Consider the following 15,994-nt stretch of genomic DNA (forward strand, 5'->3'; position numbering starts at 1 on the left):
TCAATACGATATCTGATTTACTGCATATGCAGATTTTTCGTTCTCAAAACGGAATAATCTTATTTGGATCAGGCAATGATCCTTAATTGGCTTAATGTTCCAGCCAGTATCGGTGAATGTCGGCGCTGTTATTCTCTGTCATTTCCGGGTTACCAAGATCAATTATCCGCAAATCTGGATGGTCTTGCAGGAACCGGGTTGCATAGGCAATTCCGGGATGTGCCTGAAAATATTTGTCGATCGCGCCGTTTTCTGTCGCCGCCTGAAACCCTTGTTCGATCAGGTCATGAAGGGGTTTGCTGTCGCGGCGAACATAAAAATAGAAATCATACGGATAGCGCACCAACAGGTTCTGATAAACCATCAGGCCATGTTGACTGAGCAAGTTCATGACGCTCTCTGTTCTGAGCTCATGAAGTGCCAAGTGCATGACATCGAACCGCCCGTTTTCAAGCATGGTATAAAGATTGTGCCCCGGCCCACCAACCACACACAGACCAGCATGTTCGAGAATGAGGGTATCAACCCAGGAGTTCCCGGACCCGATGCAGACACTTTTCAAATCATCATGGCTTGCCACGTCATCAAGCGTTTCAAATGTGTCCTCACGAGTGATGAATAACCGATATCCTTGCAAACCCTTGGTGAGCGGATAATCGATTTGCAGCAAATCAGCCTCGGCTTCGCGGCTATACCCGGCAAGGAGAACATTAACCTGACCATCATCAAGCATGTTGAACATCCGCTTTTGCGACAGACCTTCCAGGGAAATAATTTCAAGGCTGTGATCACCGGGCGCGTATTGCAATGCCAGTTCAAGCAAACCGGACTCAAAGGCAAAATGCGTTTCGCGACCAGCCGGCAAGGGCAGTGTAAGTGTTTCGGCGGCAACGGGCCGAAACAGCATCACGGGAAGGACAACCAACCCGCACAAACATCTGAAAAATGAAACCATTCCGCCTACAACTATTCCCCGAAGTATCAGAAGCTTACCCTTGTTGTTTCAGGTGGGGATTGCTGCGTCTGGAAACACCCCTTCTGGTATGGAAACACCTGAATCAGAATTGAGTTTCATAGAAACCGCTGATCAGCAGCGTTCATTTTGTCGGTCCCGGTCGTTTCCTCTTGACGATTTGTTATGTTATATCATAACAATGCATATCGAATATCAAACCCATTGCAAACCGGATCACCCACATGCCTTCCTTGCGCCGAGCCCTCCGTCACGTTCTTTTTGCCGCCCCGATCCTTGTTGCCGCCCCGCTGACCGCGGCCGCCCATGGCGACGATGCCCCGAAAGTCGTGACCTCGATCAAGCCGATCCACGGCATCACGAGTGCTATCATGAAAGACATCGGGGAGCCGGTTTTGCTGATCGATGGCGCATCTTCACCACATACCTATTCTTTGCGGCCGAGTGAGGCGCGTGCGCTAAACGATGCCGATCTGGTGATCTATGTTTCGCATGCGCTGGAAGGCTTCCTTGAAAAGCCGCTTGAAAGTCTTTCGGGCCATAGCCATCAGCTTGAACTGGTTTCCCTGTCGCAACTGTCACTGCGCAATATGCGCGAAGGCGGCACGTGGGAAGGTCACATGCATGATCATGAGGAGCATGACAATCACGACGACCATGCCCGAGATGATGACCATGATCACGACCACGAAGCCGAACACGATCAGGCGGCACATGATGATCATGATCACGACCATGTGGCCGAACATGAAAAACATGACGATGACGACCACCATGATGGCGTCGAACATCATGAACATGACGGTATCGACACGCATATCTGGATGGATCCGGCCAATGGCGCGGCCATCGCGATTGCCATCGCCGATGAACTGGCCGAGATTGACCCCGAACATGCCGACGACTATCGCGCAAACCTGCAGACACTACTTGCAAGCCTGACCAACCTTGGTAATGATCTCCGGGCAAAAGTTGCACCGGTCCAGGACAAGCCCTATGTGGTATTCCATGATGCCTACCAGTATCTCGAAGCCGGCCTTGGCCTGAACGCGGTCGGATCGATTACAGTTTCGCCAGATCAAAAGCCCGGAGCCAAACGCCTTCATGAAATCGAAGACAAAATCCATGATACCGGCGCTGTCTGCATATTTGCCGAACCGCAATTCCGCCCGGCAATCGTTCAGGCCGTCGTGTCTGACACTGGCATCCGGACCGGCACGCTTGACCCGCTTGGCTTTGACATTGCTGCGGGACCGACTGCCTATCAGGAAATTCTCGCACAAAATGTCGACGCACTTGTCGATTGCCTTGGCGACGCTTCGTAAGCGCACCGCAATGATTTTGGTTGCCGGCATGACGATGCTGGCAACCGCCCCTTCGGCATTTGCGCATCCACATGTCTGGATCGACGCGAATGCCGAATTCGTTTTTGAGAACGACAAGATTACCGCCATTCGCGTGCGCTGGCTGTTTGACGATCTGTTTAGCATGACCATGATCGACGAGTTCGACAAAAACCACGACACCCGGTTCTTTGACGAAGAAAACACCGCTGTGCATGACAATGCCTTTGCAGCCCTTTCCGAGTTTTCCTGGCTGACCCATCTGCGCAAGGACGAAGAACTGGTATCCTTTGCCGGTGCGACTGATTTTGTTGCCGATATCACCGATGACCGCCGGGTCAGCTATGACTTCAAGCTGATGCTCGAAACACCACTTGATCCGATCAAGGATGCCATCAGCCTGTCGGTCTATGATGCCGAATACTATATCGATGTCGCCTACACACAGGTCGATCCCGTCCTGTTTGCAGGGGCCAAAAACCTGTCCTGCCATTTCGAGATGAGCGAAGATGAAAAGAACCGCATCTATTTTGACCTGGTCGCGCCAATCCGTGCCGATGTTGTTTGCGCGGCCAAGGTGGCAGATGGCAGCAGTTCTGGCGGCCTTGCTCCTGGCGATTTCGTTCTCGTCGAATAATCCGGCAGCCGCACAATCATCAAACCTTCTGGGTCGCGGGGCAGCTGATAACCCCCAAAGCAGTCCTGCTCCCAATCCCGATGCCGACAACGTCGAAGACAGCCTGATTGCCCTGCCCGACTGGCTTTCAGACCTTATTGGCCAAACGGTGATCATTCAGACCAAACTCAATCGTGAAATCACCGCGACGCTGCGCGAAGCCAAGGACGGTGACAGCTTCTGGCCGGGCCTTGTCATTATTGCCCTGTCGTTTGGCTATGGCGTCTTTCACGCGGCGGGCCCCGGTCATGGCAAGATGATCACCACCACCTATTTCCTGTCGCGCGATGCGGGATGGAAACAGGGTGTGGCGATGGGTAGCCTGATTGCCGCCGTTCAGGCAGTTTCGGCCATCGTCATGGTCGGGGGACTGACCCTGATCCTTAACCTCGGCCCGGCAGCGGTCACCAAGAACGGCCTGATCATGGAGGCAGTTTCATACGCCCTGATTGCCGCGTTGGGCGCAGTGATGGCGCTTCGTATCCTGCTAGGCCGTGATGATTGTTGCGATCACCACGGACCGGGCGAGCATCATCACCATCATGTACATTATCATAGTCACGACCATGACCACAGCCACCACCTCACCCATCACGATGCCCCGGCTGTTCAATCCAACTGGCAGATGATCTCAACCGGTGTTGTCGCAGGATTGCGCCCCTGTACCGGATCGATCCTTGTTCTGCTGTTTACCTTGGCCAATGGCATGTTTCTGATTGGTATCGGGGCTGCCTTTGCCATGGCGCTTGGGGTTGCGATTACCATCAGCCTGATCGGACTGGCCGCCATCGGCATTCGCACAGGCACTCAGTATCTGTTCAGCGTTTCGGAAACATCGTCGGGTATCATTCGCCGCACGGTCGGCTTTACCGGGGCTGCAATCATTACCCTGTTTGGTGTGATGCTGTTGCTGGCGTCGGCCCGCCAACTGGGCTGGTTGTAATCAGGATTTATAGGCCGCCGGGATGCTGTCTGACGCCTTGATCAGGGCATCCATCACCATGCGGACACCGGGCGAACGCCGCATATCAGGATGCACCACCAACCAGACCGGCTTGCTGAGTTCGGCCAGGCTGTCATCCGCCACCACTTCCAGTCGGTCATCTTCATCTGCCATATATCTCGGCAACAAACCCAGTCCGTGACCGGCGGCAACAAAGGCCTGCACCGTTGCGGTATCATCGGCCTTTATGCGTACTGGCAATTCTTTATCCAGCGTATCCCAAACCCAGCCTTGCTGATAATCACCGAATGTGTTGCGACCATCAGCACAAAATTCCCATTTTTCCTTGGGGACACGCTCTGTATAGCCCTTTGCCGCGTAAACCGCATAACGTAACTCGACCAGCTTTCTGACAATCAGGCCACTTTGATCAGGACGTACCATGCGCACAGCAACGTCCGCTTCACGCCGGGCCAGATTGGCAACGACGCTTGATCCCAGGATTTCATATTCAAGATTTTTCTGATCGCGCAGCAGTTCTGCCAAGCGCGGGGCAAACAGCAATCGTCCGGCACTTGGCGGGACCGCGATCTTGACAACACCATGAGCGGTTTCATCGCCGTGCGCCTGACGTTCGAACACCAAAACATCGTCTTCGATCCGCAACGCGGCAGGCATAAGATTTTCGCCAGCCTCGGTCAGTTTCCAGCCTGTTGCCAGCCGATCAAAAAGATGTGCACCAAGATCTGCTTCAAGGGCCTCGATCCTTCGCGAAACCGTTGTGTGGTCCTTGCCAAGACACCTTGCCGCACCGGACAAGGTTCCTTCCTTTGCCACCGCAACAAAGAAACGCAAATCATTCCAGTTCATTGGCTCCATCCCGGCACGGCTTTTAGAAATAGATAGCCTGCGCAACGCCGAAAACGATGCTTCGCCATTGCGCAAATCTGCACAACTGTAGCGCATTTTATCGGAATTCATTTGTGTTTTTGCGCATGGCAACCTTGTCGACATCACAAAGCCCACACGATCAAGGAGCATCAAAATGGCTGTCTTAAACCATATCAAATGTCATCCCGTCGTTGGTCCCCTGTCGAACACGTCATCGTCGGAGATACGCGCACAAAACCCCAGTTTCCCTGCCTCGCGCCGCCACACCACAGAGGGTTTGCATGCGATCATCCCGACGATCCTCGATACACTGATTACCGCATACAAGCACTATCAGGGTCGGAATGCGCTAAATAAGCTCAGCAATGATCAACTGCGTGACATCGGTCTTGAACGCACACGTGACGGATACGCAACACGCGACTGGTATTGATTTTCTTCAATACCGCCCCCCGAACATCAAAGCGGCCCCGGCTCCAAACAGAACCGTTGGCAATCGACACGCTTTGATGCTGCTAACTTGGGAATACGACTATTGCCAAGTTGGTCAATGCCTCCCTCAAGGCAGACAAAGGCCCCTGCAATGCGGGGGCCTTTTGTTCATAGTTCGAAATTGCTCGGACTTGAGTTTGTCGATAACGGTATTAGCTGTTTCTGCCAATAGGACGCCGGACATGAAAACAGCCCGCAAGGGGACACTTGCGGGCTGAAAACGATCTCGTCTATTTGGGCAAGATGGTCGTCTCTGCCCTACTGAGCAGATACAACTTTCATCACCAGTTTTCCGTCCTGCTTGATCGGGCCGTCTTCCTTGGCGCCCAGGGTGTATTCGAAGACGCCCGTTTTCATGCCACCGGCTTCGGAATGCACCATCAGCATCAACATTTCGCCGGACTTTACCGGTTCCTGCAGGATGGCGGATACATCCGTGTTTTCACCCTTTTTAAGCGGTGCATAGCCAACGACCGGTCCCGGCTTCATATCGCTGTTGGTGCGATGGACAACCAGCCAGCCGTTTTCGCCAGCCATGATTTTCGATGCGGTTACCACACCAGCCGAAACATCCTGATCCATGGCTTCGACCATCGGACCCATTGCGTTTGCCGCACCCGCACCACCGAATACAAAGCCGGCACTCAGCATCATTGCCGTGATTACGCCGGTTGCTTTTGCGGTTGCTTTGGCTTTGAAGGTCATGTGAAGTCTCCTTTGCTTTTGATCTGGAACGCGCTGTTTTCTGCGCTCGCTCATGTCGTGCGTTTCATCGCACACACAGAAGCTACGCAGCCAAATCAATCGGGTTTCAGCAAAGGTGATTTTTTTTACTGAGCAACGGAAATAAGGCGCCCATGGATCGCAGGACCGGTTGGCTGACCAGTTGGTGAACCGCCTTCGGGCTCAAGGCTGATGCCAAACGTTGCATTGCGCAACATGGCCGGATCAAACCCGCCAAGCTGCTTGGTTGTCGGATTGGCGATGTTTTCAAGCAGGCCAAGCGATTTCGGTTTCGGCCCGGTTTCCTCGGTCACAATCCAGAGCTGATAGGTCTTGCCTTCGGGTACGGTCGCCTCGACCGGTCGAATGGTGACTTCGCGGGTTTCAAGATCAACACTCATGACAAAGGCCGGTTGGGTGTCATCCCGGTGGAAGACGGCAACAAACTGCCCGTTCTGGACCGGGGAATTCAGATCACTTGAAAGCACAACCACAATCAGACTAGCCGCAATCGCCGCAGCCCCCAGCGCACCGGCACGCCAAACGGCCAGTCGACGTTTGAGTTTGGCGAATTCCACCACACCCGGCACGTGCTGGCTGGCGGCTTGGCGCGTGGCCTGTGCGGCACCTTCGATCCGGGCACGAATACCGGCAAACAGATCGCGCGACGGGGAAACCGCATCATAATGGGCATTCAACGGCGACAGGCGCGCTTCCCAGTCGGAAATCGCGCGATCAAGTTCGGGTTCCTGGCTGCGACGTGTTTCAACGGATTGGCGTTGTGCGGGCTCAAGAGTCCCCAACACATATTCCGCCGCCAACATGTCAATATCATCCCGGTCCGTCATGTTCCCAGGCATTCCTTTAATTGTCTCAGGCTGCGATGCAGCCATGTCTTGATCGTTCCGACCGGTTGGGCAAAGCGCTCTGCCAGTTCGGCGCGCGACCAGCCTTCGAGATAGGCCAGCTTTACAATTTGCTGGCGGTCGTCTTCGAGATCGTTCAGGCAATGGTCAAGCTGACGCATCTCGTCTGCAACCGCCATCTGGTCAAATGCAGAGTCCGACGATATCAGCGTTTCAATATCTGCATCCTCGATATCGGCTTCCGGGCGTTGCCGCCGGACGATATCAATCGCCCGGTTGCGGGCAATGGTTGCCATCCATGTGATGATCGAGGCACGACCGGGTTCGAAATCCCCCGCCTTTTGCCAGATACGCACATAGATGTCCTGAAGGGCGTCCTCGCTCTCGGCGCGATTTCTCAAGATACGCAGGACGATGCCGAAAAGTTTCGCTGATGTTGCATTATAAAGCTGTTCGAAGGCATCCGTATTGCCTTCGATCGACTGCCTCAGCAGGTTTTCCAAATCCCGGGTCGATGTCATACCCACCGCCACATGCATACAGCCCGCCAGACGTGCCGCTGTATGAAAGAAACAAATACGGGATCGCGCATGATCCCGAGCCATAAGTCATTACGCAGCCAAGTAGCAACCTGATCAATTTTATTTCAAAGAAAACAACGCGTAGGGTTGCCTTCCGGCATGTCAGGTTTGCCGCTCAGACCTGATATTCCTCGGCGATATTGTTAGCCGCCTTGATCAGGGCATCCATCACAAGACGCACGCCCGGCGATCGGCGCATATCCGGGTGCACCACCATCCACACACTTTCACGGCTGCGGCCTTCGACATCTGCGTGGATCAGTTCGAGTTCATCATCCCGATCACCAAAATAGCGCGGCAAAACGCCGACACCATGCCCGGCCGCAATGAACTGACGCACGGTTTCGGTGTCATCAGCGCGGAACCGACAGGGCAATTCACGATCAAGCACCGTGCGTACCCATTCCCGTTTGGACGCGCCATATGTGGTGTCCTCATAACCACAGAATTCCCAATCCATTTCCGGCACGCGATCCTTGTAACCAACCCCGCCATACAGCCCCACGCCCAGCTCAACCAGTTTGCGGGTTATCAGGCCCGGTTCACGCGGCGTGATCATGCGTACGGCGACATCGGCTTCGCGTCGCGCCAGATTGACGATATTGGCCGCGCCAATGATTTCGAATTCGAGTCCCTTATGCGCCTTGAGCAATCGGGCAAGGCGCGGCGCGAACAATACGCGCCCGGCAACCGGGGGCACGGAAATGCGCACAACCCCGTGGGCGGCTTCATCGCCCTTTGCCTGTCGCTCGAATGTCAGGGCTTCTTCTTCGACTCGTTCGGCCACAGGAACAAGGTTTCGACCCGCTGATGTCAGCTGCCACCCACGTGGCAATCGGTCAAAAAGTTTTGTGCCAAGATCACTTTCGAGCGCCTCGATCCGTCTCGCAACGGTGGTATGTTCTTTACGCAAACGTCGCGCTGCACCGGACAGGCTATTTTCTTCCGCAAGAACAAGGAAGTAGCGTAAATCATTCCAATTCATAGGCGTTATTTGGTCCCTTGGAATCTGTCAAAATCGTCGTGCATTTTTGCACAGTAGCTATGCAAAACAAAGTAGTTCCCGTTTTATTTCGCATATGACATTTTCCGCCCATCGAAAGGCAAATCAACCGTAGATCACAGGAGGCCATCATGGCACACACGGTTTCCGCTGCACCGCAATTCAATGCTGCTACCGACCCGTTCGCGAAACGCATGCCGTTCGGATCGCTTCTGAGCAAGATCGCCAACAAGATCGGTAAGGCACGTGCACCCAAAGCCGCGAGCTACGGTTGGGATTCACTGAGCCATGCTGAACTTGCCGACCTTGGTCTGCAGCGCAAATTCAACGGTTCGACCTGGTATGTTGACCGCATTTCGCGCTAAGGCGTGATCGGGCGCGGCACCGGTATCGCCGCATGGACGACCCTGATAGAAAAAGGGACCCAACCGGGTCCCTTTTTCGCATTTCGGCTTTGGCTACTGAGCCCAAAAATCTCAGCCGCGCAGCGCCTTGACCTTATCGGTGGCTTCCTGCGCAAGTTTGGTGATCTTGCCCCAGTCGCCTGCCTTGACCGCATCCTTGGGCGCAATCCACGAACCACCGACGGTGATGATGTTTGGCAGGGCCAGATAGTCGGCCAGATTGGACAGCGACACACCACCGGTCGGACAGAATGATACCTGCGGGATCGGACCGGAAATCGCTTTGAGCATCGAAACACCACCCTGCTGTTCAGCCGGGAAGAATTTCAGTGTGTCATAACCGTGATCAATCAGGTTCATGATTTCCGACGGCGTTCCGGCACCTGGAAGCAACGGGCACCCGGTATCCTTGGCCGCTTTCAGCAAACCTTCGGTATGGCCGGGCGACACGGCGAAGGCACAGCCGATCTCGGCCATGCGTTCCATCTGTTTGGCATTGATCACAGTGCCGGCACCGGTAATCGCATCGGGCACCTCGGCGATGATGCGCTTGATGCTTTCTTCGGCTGCGGACGAGCGCAGGGTGATTTCAAGTACCGGCAGACCGCCAGCGACAAGCGCCTTGGCCAGCGGCACGGCATCGTTGGCGTCTTCGATCACCAGAACCGGAACGACCGGTGCCTTGGACAGAATTTCACGCGATGAAAGGCTCATTAACTTTCCTCCAGGTTTCGATTACGCCGTTAAAATCTTGGCGCAACCGATCAGGGCCGGGTACTTCGCCGTCATCAGGCGCACCGGCACATCATTCATCAAATCACGGAACCGCCCCTTGGCGATCATGCGCTCCTTAAGCGCGCTTTTCTTCATGTAATCGGTAATGCGCGGGCCAATGCCGCCACCGATAAACACCCCGTCGAAGGCCCCAAGCGTCAAAACCAGATCCCCGGCGACACCGCCAAGGAACATGCAAAACCGTTCCAGCACCTTAAGACACAGGGCATCCCCATCCTTAAGGGCACCATCAACAACCTCGGCCGCTGTTTTGGGTGCGACTTCAAGCCCCTCAATCGCGGCAAGCGCCCGATAGAGGTTTTCAAGCCCCATGCCCGAAAGCACACGTTCGGCAGATACACGATCAAGTTCGCGGCCCAGGAATTTGACGATCTCGTAATCCAGATCATCAATCGCGGGCAGCGACACATGCCCGCCTTCACCCTGTATGGGCAACCATTTGCCTTCGTGTGGTAGCAGCCCCGATACACCAAGCCCGGTCCCTGCCCCGACCACAGCCAATGGCAAACCCGGACGCCCCGGACCATCAAACAGCGTGATCAGGTCTTCCTCGCCCAGATAGGGCACAGACATGGCAAGACCGGTAAAGTCATTGACCACCACCAGCCGATCGAGATTGAATTCGGCCTTGAGTGCCTCCTTGGAGAACACCCACGGATTATTGGTGAACTTGACCGTATCGGCCATGGCGGGGCATGCCACCGCCACAGCAAATTCACGCAAATCCGTGCAGTCGGTTTTCGCCATGAAGTCCCGCATGGCATCGCCGATGGTGGCATAGTCACGCACCGGCAATGTCATGGGTGTATAGGGATCGCCAGCCTCATCCAGCCAGGCAAAGCGGGCATTGGTCCCGCCAATATCACCAACCAGCTGCATTACGCGACTTCAGCCTCCCCCGGGAAGGCCGCAGAGGCGCCAAGTTCAGCCAGACCAACATGTTCGCGGAAGACACCAAACATCTCGCGGCCAAAGCCATCCTGATGTTCGGCCTTATGATCAAAGGTCGCAAAGTCACGCTTGGCCAATTCGGCGTCGGTGACATTGAGCAACAGCTCGCCAGTTTCGGCATCAAGACGGATGATATCGCCATCCTGAACCTTGGCGATCGGGCCGTTCATCATACCTTCCGGCGTCACGTGAATGGCGGCCGGGACCTTGCCCGATGCACCCGACATACGGCCATCGGTGACAAGGGCAACCTTGTAGCCAAGGTCTTGCAGAACACCTAGTGGCGGGGTCAGTTTGTGCAGTTCCGGCATGCCGTTGGCTTTCGGGCCCTGGAAGCGGACAACGCAAACCACATCACGATGCAGTTTGCCTTCCTTGAAGGCATCCATCATTTCTTCCTGCGATGTAAACACCGCCGCCGGTGCTTCGATCACGCGGTTTTCCGGCTTAACAGCCGAAACCTTGATCACGGAACGGCCAAGGTTGCCCGAAAGCATACGCAAACCACCATCGGCACTGAATGCCTTTTCGGTCGGACGCAGGATTTCTTCGTCATGGCTGGTTTCCGGCGCATCACGCCAGGAAAGCTTGCCATTATCCAGATACGGCTCGGTGCCATAGGCCGCCATGCCACCGGTATGAATCGTTTCAAGATCCGGGTGCAAAATACCGTTCTTGAGCAAATCGGAAATCACAAAGCCCATGCCGCCAGCCGCATGGAAGTGGTTCACATCGGCCTGCCCGTTCGGATAAACGCGGCAAAGCAACGGCACAATGCGCGACAGTTCATCGAAATCATCCCAGCGAAGCTCAATCCCAGCCGCACGTGCCATGGCTGGCAGATGCAGGGTATGGTTGGTCGAGCCACCGGTGGCGAGCAAGCCAACAATCCCGTTCACAAACGCCTTTTCATCAAGGATTTTGCCAATCGGGCGATAGTCATTGCCAAGCTTGGTGATGGCAAGCGCACGACGTGCGGCTTCTTCGGTCAGCGCATCGCGCAGATCGGTGTTCGGGTTAACGAACGCCGCCCCCGGAAGATGCAAGCCCATGACTTCCATCAGCATCTGATTGGAGTTTGCCGTGCCATAGAAGGTGCAGGTCCCCGGGCTGTGATAGGACGCGGTTTCGGCTTCAAGCAGTTCCTTGCGGCCAACTTTGCCCTGGGCATAAAGCTGACGGATGCGCGCCTTTTCATTATTCGGCAAGCCTGATGGCATCGGCCCGGCCGGGACAAACACCGCCGGGATATGGCCATAGGAAAGCGCGCCCATGACAAGACCCGGAACGATTTTATCGCAAACACCAAGGTAAAGGGCCGCATCAAACACATCATGCGACAGCGACACGGCTGTGGACATGGCAATGACATCGCGTGAGAAAAGCGACAGCTCCATACCCGGACGGCCTTGCGTCACGCCATCACACATGGCTGGAACACCGCCAGCAACCTGTGCGGTACCACCGGCCTCAAACACGGCCTTTTTGATACGGTCGGGATAAACACCCAACGGCTGATGGGCCGACAGCATATCGTTATAGGACGTGACGATACCAAGGTTCGCGCCGTCTTCGCCGTTAATGCGCTGCTTTTCCGCAGCCCCGCAACCGGCCGAGGCATGGGCAAGGTTGCCACATGACAGGGCGGAGCGATGCGGACGATCAGAGGCCGCTGCCTCGATCTTGGCAAGGTAGGCTTCGCGGGTTGGTTTGGAACGCTCGATAATGCGTTTTGTAATCTGTTCTATTTCACGTTTCATGGGGTTCAGCCTTTCGGGTTCTCGGCGCTCCACCACAGATCGACGGGGACATCGTTCTGTTGCAAGATTGCGCGAACCGGCATCTCTTCGATTTCCGTGCCGTTTTTCGCGGTTTCATAGGTCGACCATTTGGATTGTCCGGTAATATGGATGGCAATGTACCGGGAATTCAGGATGGCGGGCAAAGTCATGCTGATGCGCGGGACCGGGGATACGGTCGGGCGGGCAGCGGCGACCAGTTCGCCATGCTTGGGATAAAGCCCATTACCCAGGGCTTCGGGGGTTGAGGACGGGAAAAGCGATGCAGTATGACCATCATCCCCCATCCCCAAAAATACGATATCAAGCGGCCAGTGCATTTCCGTTCGCAAACGCGCGCTGACGGTTTCAACCGCGTCTTCCGGGCTGTTATCAGATGTCTTCAGCGACACAAAGCGGGCGTTCTGCGCTTCGTTGATAAACAGGTTATCGCGCACCAGCTTCTCATTGGACTGATCATCATCAAGCCCGACCCAGCGATCATCGCCAAGGGTGACAATCACCTTTGACCAGTCAAGGCGCGCCTGTGAAAGGGTTTGAAACAGCGGCTTTGGAAAGCGCCCACCGGCAACCGCAATGCTGGCGTGGCCGCGGGTTGCGATGGCAAATTCCAGACGATCAACGGTTTCCTTGACCATTGCCGCAAGCATTTCATCGCCGCTTTTGAATGTGCGTTCGTTTGTCATGTCTTCTTCCCGAAGTTGGGGTCATGGCGAGTTTGCGCAAGGCCCCGGCACATAAGTACCGGGGTGCACAATGCTAGAACCCGGCCTCTTCGTTCCAGGTCCGGCCATCGCGTTCGATCAGGGCGATGGCAGCAGACGGGCCCCACGTTCCGGCGGTGTATCCCTTGGGCGTGACATGATTGTTCTGCCACGCATCCTGAATGGCGTCGACCCACTGCCAGGCAATATCCTGTTCATCGCGGCGGACAAACAGGGTGTTGTTGCCATCAATCGCATCCAGCAAAAGACGCTCATAGGCATCCGGGCTGCGGCCGCCAAAGGCCTCGGCAAAGGACAGGTTCAATGCCGTCGGGCGCAGACGGACAAGCCCCGGCCCCGGGTTCTTGTTATTGAGCACAAGATGGATACCGTCATCCGGCTGCAGGCGCAGGACCAACTTGTTGGCCTGATAGTTGGTCATGGATTTTGCCAACGGGAAAATCTGGTGCGGGACGTCACGGAACTGAATGACGATTTCCGAATGACGTTTGGGCAACCGTTTGCCCGTACGCAGATAGAACGGAACGCCAGACCAGCGCCAGTTATCAAGTTCGGCCCGGATCGCAACAAAGGTTTCCGTGGTGCTGTCGGTGTTGGCACCTTCCTCTTCGAGGTAACCCGGCACTTCCTTGCCACCCACAGCGCCCTTGCGGTACTGGCCGCGCACGGTGGAGCTATCGATGTTGCTATCATTGATCGGCTGAAGCGCTTTGAGCACTTTGACCTTTTCATCGCGGACCGCGTCCTGATCAAGGACATAGGGCGGTTCCATCGCGACAAGGCACAAAAGCTGCAACATATGGTTCTGCACCATATCGCGCATGGCACCGGCATCGTCATAATAGGACCAGCGCCCCTCAACCCCGACTTCCTCGCCGACCGTGATCTGGACGTGATCGATATGCGCGCTGTTCCACAGCGGCTCGAACATCGCATTGGCAAAGCGCAGGATCATCAGGTTCTGCACCGTTTCCTTGCCAAGATAGTGGTCGATACGGAAAATCTGGTTTTCCTCGAACACTTCACCGATCTGGCCGTTGATTTCGCGGCAACTGTCAAGATCATGACCCAGCGGCTTTTCAAGCACGACACGGGAATTCGGCGTTACCAGACCGGCCTTTTTCAGATTAAAGGCCATGTCGGCAAACAGCGACGGACTGGTCGAGAAATAAAAGACGCGGTCGCGATCAGGCTGATCGGACAGCTTTTCATACAGGACCTTGAACCCGCTTTCATCACCGGCAGAAACCTGCACATAGGCGATGCGGCTGGCGAACTTCGCCCAGGTCTCGGGTTCGAATTCGCCTTTGGGAATGAATTTCTTCCCGGCTTCTTCCAGCTTGGCCCGGAAATCTTCGTCGCTATGTTCGCTGCGCGATGCGCCAAAGATGCGGGTCTCATCATCGAAACGCCCGGTGCGTTCCATTTCATACAGTGCGGGAAAAAGTTTACGTAACGCCAGATCTCCGGTCCCACCGAAAATCACGATATCCGCGATACGATGCTTAAGCCTTTGCCTTTGTTTCATTATGCCCTTAGCCTTCCAACGTTTCCTTCCCGTCGCCAAGGTGGGACCCTGGATCTTGCGATCCTGGCAGACAATCGGGGCACGGCCGATGCCGTGATGCAGAACCGGATTTTCCGATCCCGCCTGTTATTTGTCACCTGACAGGAATATGACACCCGTCTTGATGACCGATGGTCTGTCGCCAAACACCTGACGACCGGAGCATGACGTCCGGCCCTGCTGTGTCCTGATCAGCAAGGCTAATTCGCCACGATCCTTACGCGCACTGTTACACGATCCATGGGGGCAAGACCACTGCGATCACGCGCGATAGAAGACGTTTTACCGAAATCCGGTTTAACCGTAACAGTTTGTTGCAAAACCACTGCAATTACAGCCGGATTTCCTGCATTTTAGGACAGTTGAAACATCGTGCAACAATTTGATTCTGCCGACGCACCCGCCCGCACGATTGAAACAGTTTGGACGATTTGCATTTGGCGCACGGTTTGTTCCAAAAAACGATCTCTTGGACCGGTCCAATCGGCGTTTAATTCCCATCAACCAACGGGAACACAAAAGAACATTGAAACAAGACTCGCGCGGAATCGCTGTTTTCTGCGCCTTTGCGATCTCATTGGCACAAGAAAACCCGTTCTCGTTCCTGTTCTTACCACAACAATGAGAACATTTGTGAACGACATTTAATTTATATATATCATATACTTAATCTAAATTATCCTCGTTTGTTCCAATTTTGTTCTTGCGAGAACAAAATCAGAACAGTATGGTTTCCTCAGACAGATTGAGGAGGACACACCATGCTGAAACTGATCGAGAACCCGACCCGCTTAAACGAGCTTTGCAGCACAGTCGCTGTTGTCGGCAGCACAGGATTTTTCCTGTTTGTGATCGGACTTGGCATGGCACAGACCCTTCGCGGTCTTGTCTAGGAATTCCCAACACACGTTATTTGTGTTTCTGAGGCCCGGACCATAAGCCACCCAGCTTTTGTCCATCACGGGCGTCTGACCGGCAGGCAACCCCGCACCCAAACCCTGTCCCGCCTGTCGGTCAGACCTTCCCTACGCCCGGTCTTCCCCATGGGGCCTCATGGACCGCAATAATGCTTTCCGCATACTCCGCCTACTGGCGCCGCTATTTCCCCAATAGCGGCGCTTTTTTTGATTTGCCCGTACCCGGTACCAGATTTACCCCAACAGAAAACATGAGCCTTCCTCACATTCACTCCATCAGTCGCCCGCCAAGATCCAACGATACATGTCAAAAATTTTTTATTGCATCGCAACAGTTTACGCTGC

The 15,994-nt window shown here is 54.8% G+C and carries 17 protein-coding genes; 6 read left to right on the forward strand and 11 right to left on the reverse strand.

What is annotated here, in order from left to right:
* Positions 1-91: 91 nt before the first annotated feature.
* On the reverse strand, positions 92-907 hold the full coding sequence (locus tag IT893_RS12490) for a hypothetical protein (protein ID WP_197145353.1): 816 nt from the start codon (positions 905-907) through the stop codon (positions 92-94).
* Positions 908-1,197: 290 nt separating this feature from the next.
* On the opposite strand from IT893_RS12490, the gene IT893_RS12495 reads away from it, so the two are divergent.
* From IT893_RS12495 to IT893_RS12505, 3 genes are read left to right on the forward strand one after another with little or no spacing between them, the layout of a single operon-like run.
* Positions 1,198-2,298, forward strand: coding sequence for a zinc ABC transporter substrate-binding protein (locus IT893_RS12495; protein ID WP_197145354.1), 1,101 nt, complete (start codon positions 1,198-1,200; stop codon positions 2,296-2,298).
* Complete coding sequence (locus tag IT893_RS12500; RefSeq protein ID WP_064782264.1) at positions 2,258-2,953, forward strand: DUF1007 family protein; 696 nt, start codon at positions 2,258-2,260, stop codon at positions 2,951-2,953. The genes IT893_RS12495 and IT893_RS12500 overlap by 41 nt, the downstream gene beginning before the upstream one ends.
* Positions 2,901-3,935 carry a nickel/cobalt transporter gene (locus IT893_RS12505; RefSeq protein WP_252723940.1) on the forward strand — a complete coding sequence of 345 codons (1,035 nt, stop codon included), beginning with the start codon at positions 2,901-2,903 and terminating at the stop codon, positions 3,933-3,935. Before IT893_RS12500 ends, IT893_RS12505 begins: the two co-directional genes overlap by 53 nt.
* Here the strand turns inward: IT893_RS12505 and IT893_RS12510 are convergent, their stop codons facing one another.
* Positions 3,936-4,916, reverse strand: a complete 981-nt coding sequence (locus IT893_RS12510) for a LysR family transcriptional regulator (RefSeq protein WP_252723941.1) — start codon at positions 4,914-4,916, stop codon at positions 3,936-3,938.
* Between the two features lie 64 nt (positions 4,917-4,980).
* On the opposite strand from IT893_RS12510, the gene IT893_RS12515 reads away from it, so the two are divergent.
* Entirely contained in the window at positions 4,981-5,259 is a 279-nt protein-coding gene (locus IT893_RS12515; RefSeq protein WP_197145355.1) for a DUF1127 domain-containing protein, read from the forward strand.
* Between the two features lie 317 nt (positions 5,260-5,576).
* Here the strand turns inward: IT893_RS12515 and IT893_RS12520 are convergent, their stop codons facing one another.
* The 4 genes from IT893_RS12520 to IT893_RS12535 form a co-directional block, all read right to left on the reverse strand.
* Positions 5,577-6,023, reverse strand: a complete 447-nt coding sequence (locus IT893_RS12520) for a hypothetical protein (RefSeq protein ID WP_197145356.1) — start codon at positions 6,021-6,023, stop codon at positions 5,577-5,579.
* A 125-nt stretch (positions 6,024-6,148) separates the two neighbouring features.
* Positions 6,149-6,889, reverse strand: coding sequence for an anti-sigma factor domain-containing protein (locus IT893_RS12525; protein WP_197145357.1), 741 nt, complete (start codon positions 6,887-6,889; stop codon positions 6,149-6,151).
* A complete protein-coding gene (locus IT893_RS12530) occupies positions 6,886-7,428 on the reverse strand; it encodes a sigma-70 family RNA polymerase sigma factor (protein ID WP_252723942.1) in 543 nt (180 codons plus the stop codon). Before IT893_RS12530 ends, IT893_RS12525 begins: the two co-directional genes overlap by 4 nt.
* Before the next feature lie 175 nt (positions 7,429-7,603).
* A complete protein-coding gene (locus tag IT893_RS12535; RefSeq protein ID WP_008892128.1) occupies positions 7,604-8,473 on the reverse strand; it encodes a LysR family transcriptional regulator in 870 nt (289 codons plus the stop codon).
* 149 nt (positions 8,474-8,622) lie between these two features.
* On the opposite strand from IT893_RS12535, the gene IT893_RS12540 reads away from it, so the two are divergent.
* Positions 8,623-8,856, forward strand: a complete 234-nt coding sequence (locus IT893_RS12540; RefSeq protein WP_063090204.1) for a hypothetical protein — start codon at positions 8,623-8,625, stop codon at positions 8,854-8,856.
* Between the two features lie 111 nt (positions 8,857-8,967).
* Here IT893_RS12540 and IT893_RS12545 read toward each other — a convergent pair whose 3' ends face one another.
* The 5 genes from IT893_RS12545 to zwf all read right to left on the reverse strand — a co-directional run bounded on the left by IT893_RS12545 (position 8,968) and on the right by zwf (position 14,693).
* Positions 8,968-9,609 carry a bifunctional 4-hydroxy-2-oxoglutarate aldolase/2-dehydro-3-deoxy-phosphogluconate aldolase gene (locus IT893_RS12545; RefSeq protein WP_120225233.1) on the reverse strand — a complete coding sequence of 214 codons (642 nt, stop codon included), beginning with the start codon at positions 9,607-9,609 and terminating at the stop codon, positions 8,968-8,970.
* A 21-nt stretch (positions 9,610-9,630) separates the two neighbouring features.
* Positions 9,631-10,569, reverse strand: coding sequence for a glucokinase (glk, locus tag IT893_RS12550; RefSeq protein ID WP_197145359.1), 939 nt, complete (start codon positions 10,567-10,569; stop codon positions 9,631-9,633).
* Positions 10,569-12,401 (reverse strand): phosphogluconate dehydratase, encoded by a 1,833-nt coding sequence (edd, locus tag IT893_RS12555; RefSeq protein ID WP_008892135.1) that lies wholly within the window; start codon positions 12,399-12,401, stop codon positions 10,569-10,571. Before edd ends, glk begins: the two co-directional genes overlap by 1 nt.
* Positions 12,402-12,406: 5 nt before the next feature.
* A complete protein-coding gene (gene pgl, locus IT893_RS12560) occupies positions 12,407-13,126 on the reverse strand; it encodes a 6-phosphogluconolactonase (RefSeq protein WP_197145360.1) in 720 nt (239 codons plus the stop codon).
* Positions 13,127-13,199: 73 nt separating this feature from the next.
* Positions 13,200-14,693, reverse strand: a complete 1,494-nt coding sequence (gene zwf, locus IT893_RS12565) for a glucose-6-phosphate dehydrogenase (RefSeq protein ID WP_063090213.1) — start codon at positions 14,691-14,693, stop codon at positions 13,200-13,202.
* Between the two features lie 800 nt (positions 14,694-15,493).
* Between zwf and IT893_RS20245 the strand changes: the two genes are divergently transcribed.
* Entirely contained in the window at positions 15,494-15,625 is a 132-nt protein-coding gene (locus IT893_RS20245) for a hypothetical protein (protein WP_255356223.1), read from the forward strand.
* The last annotated feature ends 369 nt before the right edge of the window (positions 15,626-15,994 follow it).

The sequence above is a fragment of the Thalassospira sp. A40-3 genome (assembly GCF_015871485.1).
In the GTDB taxonomy this organism is placed as follows: Bacteria; Pseudomonadota; Alphaproteobacteria; order Rhodospirillales; family Thalassospiraceae; genus Thalassospira; species Thalassospira tepidiphila.

Coding starts and splice junctions, on each gene's coding strand:
- IT893_RS12545 (WP_120225233.1), bottom strand. CDS start 9,609: ATGAGCCTTTCATCGCGTGAAATTCTGTCCAAGGCACCGGTCGTTCCG.
- zwf (WP_063090213.1), bottom strand. CDS start 14,693: ATGAAACAAAGGCAAAGGCTTAAGCATCGTATCGCGGATATCGTGATT.
- IT893_RS12515 (WP_197145355.1), top strand. CDS start 4,981: ATGGCTGTCTTAAACCATATCAAATGTCATCCCGTCGTTGGTCCCCTG.
- edd (WP_008892135.1), bottom strand. CDS start 12,401: ATGAAACGTGAAATAGAACAGATTACAAAACGCATTATCGAGCGTTCC.
- IT893_RS12525 (WP_197145357.1), bottom strand. CDS start 6,889: ATGACGGACCGGGATGATATTGACATGTTGGCGGCGGAATATGTGTTG.
- IT893_RS12540 (WP_063090204.1), top strand. CDS start 8,623: ATGGCACACACGGTTTCCGCTGCACCGCAATTCAATGCTGCTACCGAC.
- IT893_RS12505 (WP_252723940.1), top strand. CDS start 2,901: ATGGCAGCAGTTCTGGCGGCCTTGCTCCTGGCGATTTCGTTCTCGTCG.
- IT893_RS12500 (WP_064782264.1), top strand. CDS start 2,258: ATGTCGACGCACTTGTCGATTGCCTTGGCGACGCTTCGTAAGCGCACC.
- pgl (WP_197145360.1), bottom strand. CDS start 13,126: ATGACAAACGAACGCACATTCAAAAGCGGCGATGAAATGCTTGCGGCA.
- IT893_RS12510 (WP_252723941.1), bottom strand. CDS start 4,916: ATGAATTCCGATAAAATGCGCTACAGTTGTGCAGATTTGCGCAATGGC.
- IT893_RS20245 (WP_255356223.1), top strand. CDS start 15,494: ATGCTGAAACTGATCGAGAACCCGACCCGCTTAAACGAGCTTTGCAGC.
- IT893_RS12490 (WP_197145353.1), bottom strand. CDS start 907: ATGCTGTTTCGGCCCGTTGCCGCCGAAACACTTACACTGCCCTTGCCG.
- IT893_RS12530 (WP_252723942.1), bottom strand. CDS start 7,428: ATGACATCGACCCGGGATTTGGAAAACCTGCTGAGGCAGTCGATCGAA.
- IT893_RS12520 (WP_197145356.1), bottom strand. CDS start 6,023: ATGACCTTCAAAGCCAAAGCAACCGCAAAAGCAACCGGCGTAATCACG.
- IT893_RS12535 (WP_008892128.1), bottom strand. CDS start 8,473: ATGAATTGGAATGATTTACGCTACTTCCTTGTTCTTGCGGAAGAAAAT.
- IT893_RS12495 (WP_197145354.1), top strand. CDS start 1,198: ATGCCTTCCTTGCGCCGAGCCCTCCGTCACGTTCTTTTTGCCGCCCCG.
- glk (WP_197145359.1), bottom strand. CDS start 10,569: ATGCAGCTGGTTGGTGATATTGGCGGGACCAATGCCCGCTTTGCCTGG.